Source organism: Gardnerella sp. C0026F2, from assembly GCF_056590715.1.
Genome location: NZ_JBWPWR010000001.1, coordinates 575,713 through 595,495 on the forward strand (window position 1 = coordinate 575,713; position 19,783 = coordinate 595,495).

Genomic DNA, 19,783 nt, shown 5'->3' on the forward strand with positions numbered 1-19,783 from the left:
CACTATTATCAATTACTTTGTATATTACTATGTAATCACACGCTGTCAACATAACGAAACTAAAAGTACGCCAGTTTCCGCATAAGTTTTGTAGCGTGCGTATTTCATCGAATACTCTTTATCCAACACATATTAACTCAACATTATCTGGCCATCATTTTCAACGATTTTGCAAGATTTAATCAATGCGAATAAAGCATTATCTAAAGCTTCAGTATCGTGTTTTCCTATTCTCTTTTTTCCATATAGTTCGACCATAAATTTATATAAACCATCTTTTGTTACCTTAACATTTTTACTAACAATCTCAAGCATTCCTTCACCAATCTCTTCAGGTGAAATCTGACTAAAATCACGAACAATGTCGCCAGGTAATCTGAAAACAATAGGCTTATTTTCTAAATACATAAACCCATTCCTACGAATAATACCGAAATATTCACATCCTCGCATTTTTATATCAAAACTTTTTTGCACAACTGAAGTAACTTTCTCACGTTGAAAATACCAAACAATCCTCTGCAAAAGAAGGTTTTCTGAAAGAGGAGCTTCGACTTCTAGAATATCCTTAACAATTTCTTTAAAACCTATGTTTTTATGCTCATCAAAAACATTTTTGCAATCAGCCATCTTGTATTTTTCAAAAGAAAAATGATTAGTATCAACCGGCTGTGTAATATTATTGAGATTTGCTGAAGATTTTTCTTCTAGCCTACTCATATTTTCCATATATTCATGATGAGGATCTGCATGAGTTACATGCTTACAATGAACGGAATCAAGTAAATCAACTGAATTATTATCCGAAGAAACTATACGTTTATCAGGCAAAGATGCACTACTATCCGAAGAATCTTCTTCATGAATGCATTTCATTTTTACAGCTTCGTTAGCAGCAGCCAAAAGCTTCTCTTGCTCAACTATCCTGTTCTTAAACCACTCAGTCGACCAAATTCTATAGAATTTCCAACCCATATTTTCCAAAATAGTCTGTCGAAGCCTATCGCGATCACGAGCATTCTTGGACGAATGATATGTAGCACCATCACATTCAATCGCCAAAACATAGTCGGAACTATTGCGCATCTTTAATCCAAGATCAATCCTGAATCCAGAGCATCCTACCTGCGTGTCTACAGAGAACCCATGATTTCTCAAGAATTCACAGACTTCATATTCAAAGTCTGAATCAAACTGATCCGTACTTCCAACACTTTCACTGCGCTGTAAAGCAATCTCACCATTTTCTGCAAAATCAAGATACTCCCTCAGAAGTCTGACACCTTCTGATTCAGTGCGGCTTAGATCTATATCCATCGCATGCATGGAAGAAACAACTTGAATATTATATTTTGCTCTTGTAACAGCAACATTCAAGCGTCTTTCGCCACCTTCTTTATTTAAAGGTCCAAAATTAAGCGAAAGTATACCTTTAGAATCATGACAATAGCCAATGCTGAATATGATAGTGTCGCGCTCATCTCCTTGGACAGTTTCAAGATTCTTTATGAAGAACGCATCCTCTTTGTTCTCATCAAAGAAAAACTCTCTTTCTGGAGTAGATTGACGCCTCCTGAACAACAATTTGTCAATAAGATTTTGCTGACTTTGACTAAATGCAATAACGCCCAAACTTCTATTAGGGTATTTATCAATGTTCTTATAAATCAAATCAACAACATACTCAGCTTCTTTTCTATTGTTATGAGAAGAACGATCAAATTCGCCATTTGCATAGTAATAATCAATACCTAAACCTTCAGAATCAGACTGAGCAGATGGGAAACTTATAAGCTTGTTATCATAAAAATTCTTATTAGAAAAAGCAATAAGTTGTTCACAGCGACTACGATAATGCCAGCTCAATCTGACCTGCGGCAAAACAACAGAAGCTAAATCCAATATAGAATCAAAGCTTCTTACATCATCATCTTCGTCATCATCTTCACCATTATTTATAACAGTAGTAAAGAAATTAGTAGGTGGCATTTGCTTAGAATCGCCAACAATAATAGCTTGCTTCGCGCGACTTATTGCGCAAATAGCATCCCATGGAAACATCTGCGAAGCTTCATCGAATATTACAATATCGAATTGCATAGAATCATAGTCAAGATACGTACTCACACTTAAAGGTGACATCATAAAACATGGCTTAACTTTCTGAACAAGCTCTCCAGCTTCTTTAATAAGTTCGCGTATATTCTTTTTGCTTCTTGATTTCTGATTTTCACGCTGTAGCATGATTAGAGGACTTCCATATGAAGCGCAATTAGACTCAGGGCATGCAGATGAAAGCTTCTCACGTAATTTTATTTGGTTTATTTTAAACTGCTCAATATCTTTTTCTGCAAATTCTTTCACTGCTCTATCTTGAGAAAGCCTACTAAATTGCAACAAAGAACTATTCTGTCTAATAATCAAATCAATCCACTGCAAATAGAACTGCTTCTTAAAGGTTCCAACAATGCTATCTTTATTAACATTATTCTTTATAATATCGTTAATAAACTTAAGCATTCCAAATTTCTTAATTTTATTAAGTAATTCTCTAAATCCACACCATTGACGCAATTGATTAAATGTTGAAAGACAATCGTTCAGTTTAGATTGAGCATCATCGAGCGTAATAGACTGAAAATCAACAATTTGCTTGTCGAAATTATCGAAAATATAATCGAAATTTTGAACATTACTTTCATTTAGTATATTGGCAATTTGATTAGAATATTCAATGAATGCTTTGCTCTCAGATAAAAAGTTAGAATACTTTTCTAACGGTTCAAATGAGTACTCATTAGAAAGAATATCTTTAAGCATATTCATTTGTTCGCTTACATAATCCCAGTTAGTTTCAATGCCGTTATACGCTGATCCAAACATTGATTTAACAGAAGCTTCAATAGAAGAATATTCACTAACTGCTTTCTGATAATTCGATAGAGTTTCCATTAGAAGCACTAGCTCATCGTATTTAGGCTTCTTTCCAACTTTTTTACATAGTCGTACATTAGAAACAATTTTTTTATAATCAGAGTTAAAAATTCTAGATATTGCACTCTTAAAATGTTTCAAATCATTGCAATTTTTTAAACCATCTAACTTATAAATGTCATCATTGTAATCAGACATCTTTTGCAACGAAATATGTATCTCATCACTTAGTGCCTTCAATTTTTGCAAAGAATCGTAGGCAATATTAAAATTCCGCTTATTTAAAAGAGCAGGAGTTATTAATGACGATTGACCGGCGAATTTAAAGAAATAACCCCAAAAAACAGAATCCTTCAAACTTTTACAGCTAATGTTATATCTTTCAGATATAACACCTGTTACAGTAATCAATTCTCGCAGAACGTCAACTGAAGAAGAAAGAGTATTTTTTATTCGCATCTCTTCTTGCAAAGAAATGTTCTGATTTATATATCCGCACCAAGGGTTATCACGATAGTCATACCCTATAGTAGGAAGATAATCCACATATTCTGTTAAAAGATTAGTAGCAGTATCTAAATAATCTGTTCCTAATTGTGATATATCTTGAACATCACATATGATATCAGAATCTTCATCAAATTTTGCAAGACGCTCATATAAATCATACAAGCTCTTATTAATTACAGGATTTACTTTGTGAAGATTGTAGTCATAAGAATCCAATTTCTCTTTTGCTTTTACTTTAACATTTATTTCCTCATCAACTTTTAGTTGATTAATTTCATTCTTTTGAATATCGAAGTTATTACATATATCTTTAATAACATCTTTCTTATTGGCTTTATTTGAATGAAGTTGAAGGCAGAAGTCAGCAATACCTACCTGCTGCATTTTGTTATATACGACTTTTAATGCAGCAAGTTTTTCTGAAACGAATAGTACTTTTTTACCATCATTAAGACATTCAGCGATGATATTTGTTATTGTTTGACTTTTACCAGTTCCTGGAGGGCCTTGCAAAACAAAACTTTTACCAGATTTAGCCATTTCTATAGCATCAATTTGGCTAGAATCAGCGTCAACGACATTGCATAAATCAATTATTGAATCCTTCTCAACCTCAGACCCATCTATATCTTCATCAGATTCATCATAAGAATCTGTAGAACCGCCTAAAAGCTTATTGACAATTAAATTATTAAGAATCTTATCTTTATTATTCTTAAGATCCATATACATATTTATTTTTGCGAAAGAAAAAAGTCCGATTTTACATTCTTTGCTTATTTCCCAACCTAATTTAGAAACTAAATCTTGAACACTTTCAAAATATTCTTCTAAAGTTGTTCCATTTTTATATTCCGGAAGAGTTATGCCATACTCGTTATTGAGTTTGAGCGAAAATGTTTCATTTATGAGAATTTCATCATCAAGTACAGATATTATGTACGGATCAGTAAGAGATTTATTTGTTATCTGTATAGGAATTAAAAGTATAGGAGCATAACGAACGGTATCAGCGTAATTAGTATCTTTCCAATGAATAAATCCAAATGCTATATACGCAACATTTATACCGGTTTCTTTCATAATTTCATTGGAAGTTTTCATAATCTTTCTTGCAGCAGCTACAGGCTTACCGAAAGTGCTATATGCAAGAACTTGTGAGGAATTTATCTTATTAGAAAATATATTAAGAAAATCGTTTTTGTTATAAATACGTTTATTTCTTTTACTATCTAAGCTTGTATTTTGTGCAGAAGAGTCATCATTACTATTATCAGCGTCAAAAATCTGCGGAGGATTAAATATTTCAAAAGGCTCTGGATTAGCTGAAGAGAACTTTTGGAAAATCTCTTTGGCACTTGGCTTCAATATTTCTATAGACAATTTACGATCTTTAAAACTTACAAGATTATTTCGCTTACCAGTATCCAATAATTGTTCTGCCCACTTATCTATACGCTTAGATAACTCAATTAATTGTTCGGCACCCATTACTCTTTACCTCACAAGCGATTCTAATAATAAATTCAATTGGAATAATTCTAACTCTAAATACTTTCTTTTTATCTGTAAAAGCAGAGTCTAAGAAAAAAATAATATATAAATAACCTTGATGGACAGTAGCAACCACTACTGTCCATCAATAGATAATTTAAAAAATAACTTATAAAAACTATCCTCTTCTCCAACGAGGTCTATCACCGTCACGGCTTATACATACCATTGGAGTTCCTTTAGTTGTTACACCAGTAGCACCTTCTTGTGTGCAGAAAGATCCAGGATGCACATAATTTTGAGATACCTGAGCTTGATTAGTCTGAGGCTGCTGAGGCTGCTGCTGCTGAGGCTGTGGATTAACGCTATTTGTAGGCTGCTTCCTTACGGTAGCTGGAAGACGCTTTTTCTGAGATTCTTTACGATCCTCTTCATCTTCCTTGTTTTTTGCCTCAATACTTTCATTAACAGCTTTTACAGCATCAGGAATTGCATCAATATCGTTGTTTCTTATTGCTTCATTAAGATTATCAATAACTTTAGGATCTTTAACTTTATCTACTGCATCATCCGCAATTTTTTTCGCTTCACTGAGAACATGCTTTCTATATGAAACCTGAACATCATCGGAAGCTTGTTGCAATTGTTTTGTTTTATCTTTATAGTTTTCTAAACGATTGTTAAGTTCCTTATTTGAGTTTTTAATATCATTAGCATTATCTGCTAAGCATGAAATTGTAGAAAAATCTTCATTCTTAACTTCATCAAATAGAGAATTTAAGTTATCAAGCACTGAAGAATCTTCTACATCCTCAACGGAAATTTGACTAATTTTATTTTTTGCATCATTTACAGCATCTTTTAGAGACTTACTCGCAGCATTCACTTTAACTTTCAAATTCTCACAAGTTTTCTGCAATGATTGTAATTCTGCATTTGAATCCGCACATCCACTAAAACAAACCATAGAAAAAGAAATTAATATTATGAATGCAAGTGAGCTTAAGCGATGAAACTTTCTATATTTAGAATGAAGAACATTACTGCACTTCCCTAGTGCACAATTATTATCACGAATCATTATAAATCCTAGTAAATATCAATGTATTATATGAATTTGCGCTAACAAATCACAGTGGAATTTTAACACAACCCAAGCATAGACTACCCAAAAACTCAGAAAAGCAAAAAGCGCCACACAGCTAAAAACTGTGCAGCGCTTTGTTTGTGCCTCCGGTGGGACTCGGACCCACAAGCCCGTAAGGGCGTCAGATTTTAAGTCTGATGCGTATGCCAATTCCGCCACAGAGGCAGCAATCACTTATTATGCCATACATTTAAGCAAAGAACAAGCTCAGCGTGTGGCAAGTAATTTCCTTCCCAAATCAAGCGTAATTCCGTCAAGCAAACCATGCTCACTTGCAACAAACGTATCCAAAACCCCACCGTGATCCTCATACGCAGCTTTTGCTAATCTCTCCAACACGCGACTCCAAATAACTGCTCCACCGCCAACAACATCCACACGCCCTGGGTGAATCGTCGCATACGTGCGCTTGCAGTCCTTAGGCATACGCAAAAATCGATTATTAACAGCATAAGCCTGCTCTAATCCAATACGCACACCATCGACAGCAGTATGATCATAATGCTGCAATCCCATAGTCAAAGCAGCCATAGTTGTCACAGTTCCAGAAACGCCAATAATAGTACGAGCTCGCCCTGCAGGGACAACTTTGAAAGCATCATCAATATGCTTGTCAATATCTTCAATCGCAGCTTGAATTTCCTCTTCAGTAGGAGGATCAGTATGCAAATGCCTTTCCGTCATTCTAACGGAACCAACATTCATGGAGTATGCTGCAGAAACCTTGTGCACTGGCAAGCAGTCCCCATCTCCTCCAAGTACTAACTCAGTAGAGCCTCCACCTAAATCAACTACGAGATACGGTGGCAACAACTCATCTCGAGACACAACACTTGTTGCCCCAAGGAAGCTAAGAGCCGCTTCTTCGGTACCACTAATAACTTCAGGACGAACACCAAGCTCATCAATCATCATTTGCTCAAAAATCTCACGATTTTCAGCATCTCGTGTAGCTGAAGTTGCCACAAAACGAATCGCATCAACTGGATGTTCTTTCAAAACTTGCGCAAATTCGTGCGCAGCCTCCTTCACTCGTTCCAAAGCGTCATCTGCGAAACGATGAGTTTCGTCAATTCCCTGACCGAGTCTAACGACGCGAAGCATACGAGGCACAATATCTTTCATTCCATGCTCAGAAACTTGCGCAATTTTTAGTCGAATAGAATTTGTACCGCAGTCAATTGCAGCAACCTGTACTGTTTTTTCTGCGCAAGTGGTCGTTTCACTTTTCACAGCTTCACCCTCTGCAATTTGATCTTTTGCATCCGTTTCGTCTTCCACAACAACTTCCGTTTCAGTAGCATATGCATCATCGCTCCACGGAGTAGTACAGCGGCACACGTCAGGATCAAACTCATCTTTAATGCGCTCTAACACCATGTCACCAATCGGATTTACACCTTTGCCCATTACCAATGTTTGCGCAAGCAAAGCATGCAAGCATTTAACACGTACTGGCATTCCACCAGCGCTCATCTGACTAATATGCTCTTCACTATCCCCCAAAGACACAGCTAATTCATGACGGAATTCCAAATAATACTTATGTGCACGCTCATATTGTTTCTTTAGATCTTCGTCCGATTGTAATAGCTCGTTATATTCTCGCATAATACCGTCTGCTTCGACGTGAGACACCGCTTTTACAGCTTCAGGACTGGTAAGATAGCATGTAGTCGGGAATGGAGTACCATCTTCTAAGCATGGTCTAGTAATAACAGCAAGAGGTCTACCACAAACGCAACGAGCACCAACAGCTACCATTCCTCTAGGGAATCTTCCAAGTTGCTTTTCAACGATTGCACGCTCAGCATCACTTGCAGGTGTAGTAAATAAACGTTTCACAGCTTCTTCTGGAATATAATTCTTATTACTGTTCTGCATTTTATCTGAACTTTCTTGGCTGTTAGCCATTCGTTTCTACTCCTGTTAAAGCTGTTTTACGAATAAATAATTTTTTACTTTATCAGTTTATATATTTTATCAGTTTATATGTTATAAGGATGGCACAGTATCTGGTTTGTCTGCTTTATGTATTGCATACATTAAGTCACTATACCAAGGCAAGACTGAATGAGTTTTAGTTTCGCTATTTTCTTGAGCAAATTCATTCGGAACTTTTCCAGTTACTGCTTCAGGATGCTCTACGCGAACAGCCTGCTCACCGGGAAAAATAAAGCCGAGACGATCTCTAGCTTGAGCAGTAACGTATGCTTTGTCTTTCCATCGGTCAATATTATTATTCAACGTACGCTTTTGTTCACGTAAATCACTTTCTTCACGCTGAAGTGCATGAAGCTCAGATAAGCTTAACGCATAATTTCTAACTGTTGAAATGCACTCAATTGAACCAACAGTAACTACAAAAACCATAAATAAAAACACAAGCGGTCCTGAAAGTAGTCGACGCTGTTGCAATGGTGATACTACATCTTCACCTAATGCCGTTTTACGACGCTTTTTCATAACCATACTCTCTAAATTACTTGATGTATTCGACGTGAAAACATCATGCATTCCGCTAGTATCTTACGCGCTTTTAGATGCAAAATACTGTTGTGCAGCATTTACAGTCACGCTACATTTACAGTAACTCACATTTATTCGTTATTAAAATTAAAAAAACTGACGAACAAAACTGCAAAAAATTATTCAAATTTTCCTACTTAAACCAGTAATTTCTATTAATAACATCAATCATTTCGACTAATTGCTTTGTTTCTGCAATATCATGAGCACGTATTACGCGTCCACCAGCCATAAACATCGCTGTTTCTGCAACTAAAGTAACTGGCAAACGATCTTCTTTATCTAAATTAAAAAGCTTCTTACCAAAACCTTTTCTAGAAATCGCAACCAATATTGGTCGACCAAAACGATGCAATTGATTAATATTGCGCATCATTGCATAATCTTGTTCACCATCAGCAACCTTTGCATAGCCAATTCCTTGATCAAGAATAATCCTATTTAAGTCAACTCCTCCATCAACAAGCATTTTTAAATTATCACTAAAGAATTGACACATAACCTTTGTTAAATTGTCATATTCTGTATCTCTATTACTATGCATTGTTACTAATCCAACGTTAGAATCTGCCATAAGCTTTACTTTTTCTGGAGAATCAAACGCACGAACATCATTTATAATATCTACGCCAGCTTCAATTGCAGCTTCCATTACAGGTAACTTGTAAGTATCTACTGCTACAGCAATTTGAGGATAATTTTTGTGAATATACTTAATAGCAGGTATAACGCGCCTTATTTCCTCTTCTGGAGTAATTTCTAAATAACCGCCAGGTTTTGTAGTTTGACCGCCTACTTCTATAACATCAGCACCAGCTTCAACTATTTCTTTAATATGACTATTTACTTCGTCCTCACTTTGGTACTTGCCGCCATCATAGAATGAGTCAGGAGTAATATTCAAAATCGCGTAAACTATAGGCTTGTCAAGTGTATCAAAGCAGAATCGCCCTGCATTCCACACAATTGCTTTTTGCTTTAATAGCGAGCGCAAACTTGAAAGTAATTCTTGATCTTCGTACCATGCTTTTTCGCACTCTTGCATAAAAGGTTTAAGAGCAATAAGCGGCAAAATGAAGTCAATAGAAGACTCGTAAACTTTGATAGCTGTATCAAAATGATCGAGAAAATCAGCTACTTTGCTTAAATCGTTTTCGCTAATATTTTCCCACGTGCATAAAATTTTTTGATTTACACAAAGATCCTGCAGTAACGCTATATCTGCAATACTTTTAGAAGACGCATTCTCCAAATTGCTTTCAATAATTCGCATTTGTATTCTTTCTTTCTAAAACCTCATATTTAAAAACTAAATTTATATTCCAAACTAATTAAAAACTTCGCTACTTTCAATAATATTAATCCAATTAGTGTCGCTAGTTTTATTAAGCTTATCTTGGATGAGCTCATGATAATTTGCATCGTCTGCGCTTATTTCAAGCAAAGGAACTAATACAAATCTGCGATTATCTCTTTCTTTGTGCGGAATCGTAAGATTTTCACTTTTTATAGTTTGACCACCAAAATCAATAATATCTAAATCGATTGTTCGAGGACCCCAACGAACTATGCGCTTTCTGTGAAGACGCTGTTCAATATCATGAATAAAATCAAGCAGTTCAAAAGCTGTTAAATCAGTGTCCAAACGTAAAGCAATGTTATAAAAACTGTCTTGCACTACGTCACCAACTGGTTCAGTTTCATACACTGAAGAAACGATAATATTGTTTATATGTGAATTTTGCTTCAATAGCGAAACAGCTTGGCGCAAATTAAGTAATCTATCACCTATATTGCTTCCAACACTTATATATGCACTAGAAATCATATTTTCACCCCCCAAAAAAATAATTCAATTTCTAGTTAAAAGTATATATCATAAACAGTTAGGACTAGCCAACTTTATAAATTCAAATAATAAATAAGCTAATATCAAAAATTCTTATAACAAAAATGTCGCTGTAAATTCAACACTCTTTATGAGCAATTAAACCTACAACGACATTTTTCAATACGCTTTTGCCTAAAATCTGTAAAAATATTTTAGATTCAAAAGTAGTATTTTTTTAGTTATTTTATTTTTGACTTATCTATTTTGCTTGAGCTTTACTCAAAATTGTATCTGCAGAATGCTGCAACTTTTGCAACTCTTCTTCAGTCAAGTCAAGTTGGCACTGCTTCACAATACCTTCACGACCAACGATAGCTGGGTAAGAAAGATAAGAATGGTATTCCTCGCGATAGTTCGAAACAGGCATTTGCTCCTTTGAATCCGAAAGAACAGCATGGACCAGACGAACTGCAGCAGCAGCAATACCGTAATTTGTATACTTCTTTCCGTAGAACACAGTGAAGCCGCCTTGACGAGTTTCTTCATCGACAGCATCTAAATCAATGTTCTTTTCTTTTGCAAACTCGACAATCGGCTGCTCAAGAACCTTAACTGTGGACCATGCGACGAACTGTGAATCACCATGTTCACCCAAGCTATAGCCCTTCACGGCTTTTGGATGCACTCCGAAGAATTTACCAACAGCGCGATGAAGACGTGCAGAATCAAGCAATGTTCCAGTGCCGATAACTTTTTCATAAGGGAGACCAGTGGTTTCTTTATAAAGCTGGCAAATAGCGTCGCAAGGATTCGTAATATCAATTAGAACACCATGGAAGCCAGAAGCTTTAATCTTTGCGCCAACTTCTTCAACTTGAACACGATTATGTTTAAGTTCTGCGAAACGATCAGGATTTGGGACGTCTAAAAGCTTAATATTGCCCATAGCGCTTACGATAACTTCAACATCTTTCAAAGCATCGTAATCATTGACAGTAATGTTTACATTAAAAGGCAAATTGTCCATTGAATCCTCAAAATCCAATGCATCAGCCTTAACCTTAGCTTCATTCTTGTCATATAGATACAGCTCGTCGGCGTAACCACCAACAACAAGCTGGTGAGCAACAGCTGCGCCAACATTTCCCATACCAATAACTGCTACTTTTCGCATAATGAAACATCTCCTTCTGTTTCGATTTTCTCACAAAAATATCACCATTATGATGAGAATGAAAGTAAATTTAAGAAAAATTTTTTGCGTGTTGTGATTTTTTCAAAAATATTTAATAAAAAACGGTCAGCCGTAAACACGACTGACCGTTAAAACTCAAAGACTTAAGAAGCCACTAAGTTACTTAAAACTAAAAGTTACTTCATATACTTCTTGCAAGCCTTGAATGCGCTGTAACCAGCATACTGAGCGGTAGAACCAAGCTCTTCCTCAATCTCAAGCAAGCGGTTGTACTTAGCAATACGCTCGCCACGAGCAGGAGCACCAGTCTTGATTTGGCCGGTGTTCTTAGCAACGGCAAGATCAGAAATGGTGGTATCTGGGGTTTCACCAGAACGATGTGAAACCATAGAAGTGAAGCCGTTCTTAGTTGCAAGCTCAATAGCGTCGAGGGTTTCGGTAACGGAACCAATCTGGTTCAACTTCACGAGCAAGGAGTTAGCTGCACCAAGCTCAATACCCTTAGCCAAACGCTTTGGATTGGTGACGAGCAAGTCATCGCCAACGAACTGCAAACGATCACCAAGACGCTTGGTGATTTCTGCCCAATCATCCCAGCCTTCTTCCTGGAATGGATCTTCGATGGAAACGATTGGATACTCGTTGATGAGCTTCTCGTAGTAATCGAGCATGTAAGCAGATTCGCGCTCTTCGCCATCGAAACGATACTTACCAGTTTCCTTGTTGTAGAACTCAGAAGAAGCAACGTCAAGAGAAATACCAATCTGCTTGCCTGGCTCATAGCCTGCAGCTGCGATTGCATCCATGATGTACTTCAAGGAATCCTCGTTGGACTTCATCTTTGGAGCGAAGCCACCTTCGTCACCAAGACCAGTTGCCAAACCTTCCTTCTTCAAAACATTCTTCAAGGTGTGATAAACCTCAACACCAGCGCGCAAAGCATCGCTGTAGGTTGCGAAACCGTAAGGAGAAATCATGTACTCCTGAATATCGGTTGCGAAATCAGCGTGAGCACCACCATTCATGATGTTCATGTTTGGAACTGGAAGAATGTGACCATTGGTGCCGCCAATGTAGCGGTACAACGGAAGCTGAGCAGACTCAGCAGCAGCGTAGAGAGCAGCGAGGGAAACGCCGAGAATTGCGTTAGCACCAAGCTTGCCCTTGTTTGGCGTGCCATCAAGCTCAATCATCGTCTCATCAAGAGCGCGCTGATCAGTGGCATCCATGCCAATAACCTTAGGTGCGATTACCTCGTTGACAGCCTTAACAGCTTCCAACGTGCCCTTGCCTTGATAACGGGACTTGTCGCCATCGCGACGTTCCCAAGCTTCAGCCTCACCAGTAGAAGCACCAGAAGGCACTAAACCAATACCCTGAGCGCCATCTTCGGTCTCCAAATAAACCTGAACAGTAGGATTTCCACGAGAATCCAAAATTTCGCGTGCATATACGCTTTCAATAGCTGCCACAACTACTCCTTTATACCTATGGGTTGTGATGACTCTTCCAAGATTAGTGCGTTTTATGGACGTTATATTGAGTACCAGCGTATTTATGCCGTGAACGTTCACAGCGTAGCGAGTTTGTATTTTATTTGTTACTTTTACAAAAATTAATTAGCTCACCAAGCGATGTCATCAAGAAGCTGACGCACCCAGGAGAGTATTTCATGCTCACTCATTGAACCAGACCCGAGTGAAGATTCAAAAGGAGCTGGAACAATAAGCATATGAGTAAGAGGACGATACTGTAAGCCTCTATAAATACGCTTCAAACGCATCATCACAGACTCTTTTGGATCGACGCCAACAACTCGTACTGATTTTCCTTGAGAGCTAATTTGCGTAATACCAATCTCGCGTGCTTTAAAGCGCAAACGAGCAACATCACACAAAGACTCAAACTCTTCAGGCGGATTACCAAAGCGATCAAGAAGCTCATCGTGAAGTTCTTGCAAATCACTATTATCCTTAGCAGCAGCAAGCTTCCGGTACGCTTCCAAACGAAGCTTGTCAGAAGCAATATAATCAACTGGAAGAGAAGCTTCAACAGGAAGATCAATAGTTACACAAACAGGCTCAACTCTTTCAGGTTCCTTATATTTTTCAACAGCTTCAGAAACCATACGAACATACAAATCAAATCCAACACCCTCAATGTGGCCACTTTGCTCATCCCCAAGCAAATTTCCAGTTCCGCGCAATTCCAAATCTTTCATCGCAACATCAAAACCAGAACCAAGTGCAGTATGCTGAGCAATTGTTGAGAGTCTATCGTGAGATTGTTGCGTCATAGGCTTAGATGGATCATACAAGAAGTAAGCGTAAGCACGCTCATGACCTCTACCTACTCGACCACGCAACTGATGCAACTGGCTTAAGCCGAATCTATCTGCGTGATCGACAATAAGTGTATTCGCATTAGAAATATCAAGACCTGTTTCAATAATCGTTGTACAAACAAGCACATCAATATCTCTATGCCAAAAATCACGAATAACAGCATCGAGCTGCTTCTCGCCCATTTTCCCATGAGCAATAGCAACACGGACATCTGGCACAAGCTCCTGAATCTTACTTGCAACAGAACTAATATCTTCAACACGATTATGGACGTAAAAAACTTGACCCCCACGTAACAATTCACGCTTAATGCACGCAGCAACTTGAGAATTATCATACGCACCAACGTATGTAAGCACTGGAAGCCTATCTTCTGGAGGAGTTGCAAGAGTAGACATTTCACGAATACCAGTTACAGCCATTTCAAGAGTTCTAGGAATTGGTGTTGCTGAAAGACTTAAAACGTCAACGTTTGTGCGCAAAGCTTTGAGAGTTTCCTTATGTTCCACACCAAAACGCTGCTCTTCGTCAATAATAACCAAACCTAAATCTTTGAACTTTATACTAGGATTCAAAAGCTTATGCGTTCCAATAACAACGTCAATGCTTCCATCTTGCAATCCAGCTAAAGTTTCTTCAATTTCTTTAGATGTTTGGAATCTACTCATTGCAGCAACTTTTACTGGGAATCCTTCAAATCGATTTGTAAAAGTCTCGTAATGCTGTTGAACAAGCAAGGTTGTTGGAACTAAAACAACAACTTGCTTAGAATCTTGCACAGCTTTGAAAGCTGCACGTAACGCAATTTCAGTTTTACCAAAACCAACATCTCCACAAATTAAGCGATCCATTGGGATTGGCTTTTCCATATCTGCTTTTACTTCGTCAATAGTTGTAAGCTGATCAGCAGTTTCTTGATAAGGAAATGCGTCTTCCAACTCTTTTTGCCAAGGAGTATCTTTACTAAATGCAAATCCGCGAGATTGCTGCCTTGCTGAATAAAGTTTAATAAGATTTTCAGCAATTTCATGAACATGCTTTTTAGCTTTTTCTTTAGTTTGAGCCCAGTCGGAACCGCCGAGCTTGTTAAGCTTTGGTATTTCGGCACCAATATATTTACTAACTAAATCAAGCTGATCTGTTGGAATAAACAGCTTATCGTTAGGAGCATTACGTTTGCTAGGAGCATATTCAATTACTAAATATTCGCGAGTTGCACTACCACCCGAAACAGCAATATTACGTTGTTTCATCCCAACAAAACGTCCAATACCATGCTGTTCGTGCACCACGAAATCACCAGGCTTTAGTTCCATTAGATCGATTGCTTTGCGCCTGCGTTTTGGAGTTTTTAGTTGAGCTGATGCAGAAGATTTACCTGTCAGATCACGCTCTGTAAGAATCGCAATACGCGCAGCATTATCAATGAAGCCATCCGAAATACTTGAGCGCACTGTAGTAAATTCATGTACACCAGTCGCATATATAGCGCGTCTCAAGCGTGCAAGAGTACCAGAAGCCGCAGCTGTAATAGTTACAGCAAAACCATTGTCGACAAGAGAAGTGATACCACCAGAAACTTTCGATTCATCTCCTCGAAACTCTTGTGGCGCCGATGCTGACAACGCAATATTTCCATAAATTTGATTGTCAACACCAAAAGATGTTAATTTCCATACGTCATGATTAGACAATTCTAACGATGAAATCGTTTCATCAAAATCCAAGAAATTAGCTTGATCGAATGTTATTGGAGCTCCAGAACCGTGTCCAGAAGCAGCAACATGCCAACTAGCTGCTAAGAATTCGTTAGCTGTAGCAGTTACGTCATCTGCAGCTCTACGGCATTTTTCGGGATCAGATAGAATAATGACAGATTCCTTCGGAAGCATATTTTGCACTGATTGCATGTGATCCACTAGTGCAGGCAACAAAGACTCCATACCTTCTACAGGTATAGAATTTGCGATTGATTCAAGCATATCGTCAGCATTTGGAATTGCACCAATAAGAGAACGCGCGCGCTTGCAAATTTTTTCTGTAATCTGAAGCTCACGGCAAGGCGTAGCCCAAATACTTGCAATATTATTGCCATAAGTACGCTGATCAGAAGCATGAAATTGCTTTATAGTATCAATTTCATCACCAAAAAATTCAATTCTCACAGGATGCGTCATTGTTGGCGCAAAAACGTCAATAATTCCACCACGAACAGCAAACTCTCCACGTTCCATCACCAAATCAACACGAGTATATGCGTTTTCTACCAAACGTTTCACAGCATATTCAAGAGTTAATTCTTTTCCGCACTCAAATAACAGAGGATCTATATCACCAATGCCTTCAACTACAGGCTGAATAAGCGATCGCACAGGCATAACCAACACGCGAATCGGACCAAAAAGTGATGTGTTATTTTCAGGATGACAAAGCCTACGAAACACTGCAATCCTGCTAGCAACAGTATCTGCCCTAGGCGAAAGCCTTTCATGAGGTAACGTTTCCCAAGCTTCTAATTTAGCGACGTCTTGAGAATCACCATCGTACCAATCACGCACAGACGCGATAAAATCTTCAGCATCTCTACTCGATGGAACAATAACAACAACTGGCTTTTTCTTAGCTAATGCAGCAACAATAGCAGAACGAATTCCAATAGGAGAAGAAATTGTTAAATCTTCACTTATTGAATCTAAATCTTTACGATTTTTATTTGCACTTTCGCAACAATAATCAGATATCTCATCAAGATCATATTCAGATAAAGCTTTAAAAAGTGAGTCCTTAGTTGATAAATCATTAAGAATATCTCTCAAGCTTATTACTGAAATATCATCAGTCTTATCATTCTTGTTGTTTTTGATATTAGACCTGCTATCAGCGGCCATTAAACTTCTCCTGCGTTGCTGCTAATCCATGGAAAATAATACTCTCTGCAGCATCAGCACCATCTGCTAAAAAGTTTGGAAGATCAGATTTTTGAGCTGCAGCAAAACCTCCAAGAACCCAATTGACTGTATTATCGTGCGCGTGAGCACCACGCTGCGCATGACCAACACCCATTCTCACTCGAGAATATTGAGGAGTACCAAGAGAGCGATCGATAGAACGAATACCGTTATGTCCTCCCGCAGAGCCTCCTGCTTTTACTTTAATACGCCCAAAATCTAAATCCATATCATCGTGAATTATCACAATATGATCTGGTTCTATTTGATAATAGGAACTTATAGAAGATACTGCAGCACCAGAATCATTCATAAAAGTCAACGGTTTAGCAAGGAAAAACTTTGCTACGCGACCATCAAGATTCATAACACCTTTGCCAAGTTTAGCTAAACCTTTGTGATCCGAAAGAGATACTGACCAACGTTGTGCCAAAACGTCTGCAACCATAAAACCCATGTTGTGTCGAGTACCCTCATATTTTGTACCAGGATTTCCCAAGCCAGCAATAAGCCAAAAATCCGATGCCATGGCAGACCACTCCCCATTCAAATATTTAGCAAAACAACAAAACGGGCGCATCGATTGTAGCTGAACGTAAAATTACAACTACTCGATACGCCCTTATATACTTCAGCCTATTCTATCAAGACTCAAGTCATTATGTTATTTATTTCAAAAATTCGTCAGTAGACAATTCTTTTGCTTGCGGAGTTTTATGAGTTACTTTGCCTTTAGAATCAGTGTAAGCACCTTCCTTACTTAAGAAGTTAAAGTAAGCTTGAGCGCCTTTAATATCAGTGGTTCCGAACACAAATTTTCCGCTCTTAATATCCGCGCGATTGCCCCAATATTGACCGTCAACAATCATCTTCATGCTACGCTTAACAAACTTTATGTCGAGATTAGCATCTTTTGCTTCTTTCACAAGAATTTCAGAAGCCTCATCAGGATGTTCATAAGCATATTCATATCCGCGCTTTGCAGCTTTAACGAATGCTCGAACAAGCTTAGGGTCTTTAGCTACAGTACGCTTATTTGCAATTATTCCAATAGTATCTGGCTGACCTGGCACACCGTAGTCGCCCTCCATGAAGCAGCGAAGCTTTGGTCCAAACATTTCAGATTGCACGCCTTCCCAAGTGCCGTAGAAGCCACCAAAATCAGCTTTGCCAGATTCAAGAGTTCTAAAAGTTGAAGTTCCAACAGTAACTTTGTCGAACTTACCTTGACCACCATCGTGTTGAATCATCCTACGAATTACAGCATCACCTTCAGCTGAACCAAAAGTTGCAAAAGTACGACCATCAAAATCTTTTGGAGAATGAATCTTATTGTTCGAAGCAAGTGAACACCAAATAGCACTTGGCTTTTGCTGAACTTGCATAACTTGCTCAAGATTCGCTCCCTTTGTTGAAAAATCAGCAGCATTTGTCAAAGTACTAAGAGCAAAATCAGCAACACCACTATCAACTGCGTGTTCCGAACCAGTCTGAGCAACAGCAAGTATATTGACATCTAATCCGGCATCTTTAAACCATCCCTTATGCTTAGCAACATAAATACCAATATGATTAGTATCCGGTGCCCAAAATAGCATAAACGACACTTTACGAAGATTTGCATTCTTACTACTACTTGCAGACCCACATGCCGAGAAAGAAAATACGCAGCATGCAGAAAGAATAAACGCAAGAGTACGCTTTAAAATACGCATATTCATGAGTTCCCTACTTTGTTTCTTGTACCGTTCTTCTGGGAAAGTGACACGAACTCGGCAGAAAACGGTAACAAAGGGCCTCGCCCGCGCCGTTCAATGCCCCTGAGCAGATTCAATCTGCTACAGTTTGCCACACATTGACTCACGAAACATTTAGATTATGCACGATTAAATAGACAAATAAAAAAATCTCGTACACTATTAAACTCACAGAAGTTGTGCGCTTCTAATAGAATGTACATGCTATTCGTAGTTTTAAATAATTCGATTGGGGCAGCAATCGAAGTCATTTAAAGAAAGGAATCGAGTTTTCATGACGCAATCGCGTTTTAAACGTATGCTAATTAAATATCTGCCAACTGTATTTTCTGTAATAGTTTTACTTGTTTTTTGGCAGTATGCATGCGAATATTATAAAATTTCGGAAAATTTGATTCCAACACCATCTTCAATTGCTCAATCAACAGCTGACGCTTTGCCAACTCTATTACCTGCAGCATTAATTACAACACAAGAAACAGTTATCGGTTTTTCTATTGCAATAGTAGTTGGAATTCTTTTAGGTGTTATTTTCCATGTTTGTAAGCTTGTTAAATCTGCTTTGTTCCCACTTTTATGCGCAGCGCAAACTATGCCATTAATTTCTATTGCGCCAATTTTTTTGATTTGGTTTGGTTTTGAAATATCTGGAAAAATTGTAATAGTAATGGTTTTCAGCATGTTCCCTATTGCTGTGCAAACTATACGAGGTCTTGACGCCGTTCCAAGTTTTTATACAGATGTTGCTTTAACTTGTGGAGCAAGTAGAACTTGGACTTTGTGGCATGTTAAATTAAGGGTTGCAGCTCGCCAAATTTTTGGTGGCATACGCATTAGTGCAGCTTATGTTTTTGGAACTGCTTCAACTGCAGAATATTTGGGAGCTAAAGATGGGCTAGGAATTTGGCTTCAATTCGCTTATAACTCATTTAGAACACCACTTATTTTTTCTGCAACAATAGTAATAATAATTCTTACTGCGCTTCTTATGTGCATTGTTAACGTTTGTGAAAGAATTATGATTGGTTCAGCAGACGAAGATGATGACCCAGATAGCCAATTGTGAAATTGCATTAAAACAGAGCGTGTGAGT

General features: G+C 37.9%; 12 protein-coding genes and 1 tRNA gene. 1 reads left to right on the plus strand and 12 read right to left on the minus strand.

What is annotated here, in order from left to right; all coding sequences use genetic code 11:
* Positions 1 to 132: 132 nt before the first annotated feature.
* From AC1EK3_RS02185 to AC1EK3_RS02240, 12 genes are all read right to left on the minus strand, one after another.
* Positions 133 to 4,935 carry a DUF4011 domain-containing protein gene (locus AC1EK3_RS02185; protein ID WP_480033400.1) on the minus strand — a complete coding sequence of 1,601 codons (4,803 nt, stop codon included), beginning with the start codon at positions 4,933 to 4,935 and terminating at the stop codon, positions 133 to 135.
* 181 nt (positions 4,936 to 5,116) lie between these two features.
* Positions 5,117 to 6,019, minus strand: a complete 903-nt coding sequence (locus AC1EK3_RS02190) for a hypothetical protein (RefSeq protein WP_480033399.1) — start codon at positions 6,017 to 6,019, stop codon at positions 5,117 to 5,119.
* Between the two features lie 147 nt (positions 6,020 to 6,166).
* Positions 6,167 to 6,250 (minus strand) — tRNA-Leu (locus tag AC1EK3_RS02195).
* A gap of 42 nt (positions 6,251 to 6,292) precedes the next feature.
* Positions 6,293 to 7,969 (minus strand): DUF501 domain-containing protein, encoded by a 1,677-nt coding sequence (locus tag AC1EK3_RS02200; protein ID WP_480033487.1) that lies wholly within the window; start codon positions 7,967 to 7,969, stop codon positions 6,293 to 6,295.
* 111 nt (positions 7,970 to 8,080) lie between these two features.
* Entirely contained in the window at positions 8,081 to 8,557 is a 477-nt protein-coding gene (locus tag AC1EK3_RS02205) for an FtsB family cell division protein (RefSeq protein WP_391495714.1), read from the minus strand.
* Between the two features lie 190 nt (positions 8,558 to 8,747).
* A complete protein-coding gene (gene folP, locus AC1EK3_RS02210) occupies positions 8,748 to 9,887 on the minus strand; it encodes a dihydropteroate synthase (protein ID WP_480033398.1) in 1,140 nt (379 codons plus the stop codon).
* Between the two features lie 54 nt (positions 9,888 to 9,941).
* The gene (gene folK, locus AC1EK3_RS02215; protein WP_480033397.1) at positions 9,942 to 10,442 is read right to left on the minus strand and encodes a 2-amino-4-hydroxy-6-hydroxymethyldihydropteridine diphosphokinase; all 501 of its coding nucleotides are present in this window, start codon (positions 10,440 to 10,442) and stop codon (positions 9,942 to 9,944) included.
* A gap of 262 nt (positions 10,443 to 10,704) precedes the next feature.
* Positions 10,705 to 11,619 carry an L-lactate dehydrogenase gene (locus tag AC1EK3_RS02220; protein ID WP_004106846.1) on the minus strand — a complete coding sequence of 305 codons (915 nt, stop codon included), beginning with the start codon at positions 11,617 to 11,619 and terminating at the stop codon, positions 10,705 to 10,707.
* 197 nt (positions 11,620 to 11,816) lie between these two features.
* Positions 11,817 to 13,112: a phosphopyruvate hydratase gene (gene eno, locus AC1EK3_RS02225; protein ID WP_004111411.1), complete on the minus strand. Its 1,296-nt coding sequence runs from the start codon at positions 13,110 to 13,112 to the stop codon at positions 11,817 to 11,819.
* Between the two features lie 152 nt (positions 13,113 to 13,264).
* A complete protein-coding gene (mfd, locus tag AC1EK3_RS02230; RefSeq protein ID WP_480033396.1) occupies positions 13,265 to 16,873 on the minus strand; it encodes a transcription-repair coupling factor in 3,609 nt (1,202 codons plus the stop codon).
* The gene (pth, locus tag AC1EK3_RS02235) at positions 16,863 to 17,462 is read right to left on the minus strand and encodes an aminoacyl-tRNA hydrolase (RefSeq protein ID WP_004111397.1); all 600 of its coding nucleotides are present in this window, start codon (positions 17,460 to 17,462) and stop codon (positions 16,863 to 16,865) included. Before pth ends, mfd begins: the two co-directional genes overlap by 11 nt.
* A gap of 139 nt (positions 17,463 to 17,601) precedes the next feature.
* Complete coding sequence (locus AC1EK3_RS02240) at positions 17,602 to 18,654, minus strand: ABC transporter substrate-binding protein (RefSeq protein ID WP_480033395.1); 1,053 nt, start codon at positions 18,652 to 18,654, stop codon at positions 17,602 to 17,604.
* 310 nt (positions 18,655 to 18,964) lie between these two features.
* Here AC1EK3_RS02240 and AC1EK3_RS02245 point away from each other — a divergent pair, with 310 nt between their 5' ends.
* Positions 18,965 to 19,756, plus strand: coding sequence for an ABC transporter permease (locus tag AC1EK3_RS02245; RefSeq protein ID WP_391496428.1), 792 nt, complete (start codon positions 18,965 to 18,967; stop codon positions 19,754 to 19,756).
* The last annotated feature ends 27 nt before the right edge of the window (positions 19,757 to 19,783 follow it).

Excerpts from the sequence above, each read along its gene's own strand:
- AC1EK3_RS02185 (WP_480033400.1), bottom strand. The coding sequence starts at position 4,935 with ATGGGTGCCGAACAATTAATTGAGTTATCTAAGCGTATAGATAAGTGG.
- AC1EK3_RS02190 (WP_480033399.1), bottom strand. The coding sequence starts at position 6,019 with ATGATTCGTGATAATAATTGTGCACTAGGGAAGTGCAGTAATGTTCTT.
- AC1EK3_RS02200 (WP_480033487.1), bottom strand. The coding sequence starts at position 7,969 with ATGCAGAACAGTAATAAGAATTATATTCCAGAAGAAGCTGTGAAACGT.
- AC1EK3_RS02205 (WP_391495714.1), bottom strand. The coding sequence starts at position 8,557 with ATGGTTATGAAAAAGCGTCGTAAAACGGCATTAGGTGAAGATGTAGTA.
- folP (WP_480033398.1), bottom strand. The coding sequence starts at position 9,887 with ATGCGAATTATTGAAAGCAATTTGGAGAATGCGTCTTCTAAAAGTATT.
- folK (WP_480033397.1), bottom strand. The coding sequence starts at position 10,442 with ATGATTTCTAGTGCATATATAAGTGTTGGAAGCAATATAGGTGATAGA.
- AC1EK3_RS02220 (WP_004106846.1), bottom strand. The coding sequence starts at position 11,619 with ATGCGAAAAGTAGCAGTTATTGGTATGGGAAATGTTGGCGCAGCTGTT.
- mfd (WP_480033396.1), bottom strand. The coding sequence starts at position 16,873 with ATGGCCGCTGATAGCAGGTCTAATATCAAAAACAACAAGAATGATAAG.
- pth (WP_004111397.1), bottom strand. The coding sequence starts at position 17,462 with ATGGCATCGGATTTTTGGCTTATTGCTGGCTTGGGAAATCCTGGTACA.
- AC1EK3_RS02240 (WP_480033395.1), bottom strand. The coding sequence starts at position 18,654 with ATGAATATGCGTATTTTAAAGCGTACTCTTGCGTTTATTCTTTCTGCA.
- AC1EK3_RS02245 (WP_391496428.1), top strand. The coding sequence starts at position 18,965 with ATGACGCAATCGCGTTTTAAACGTATGCTAATTAAATATCTGCCAACT.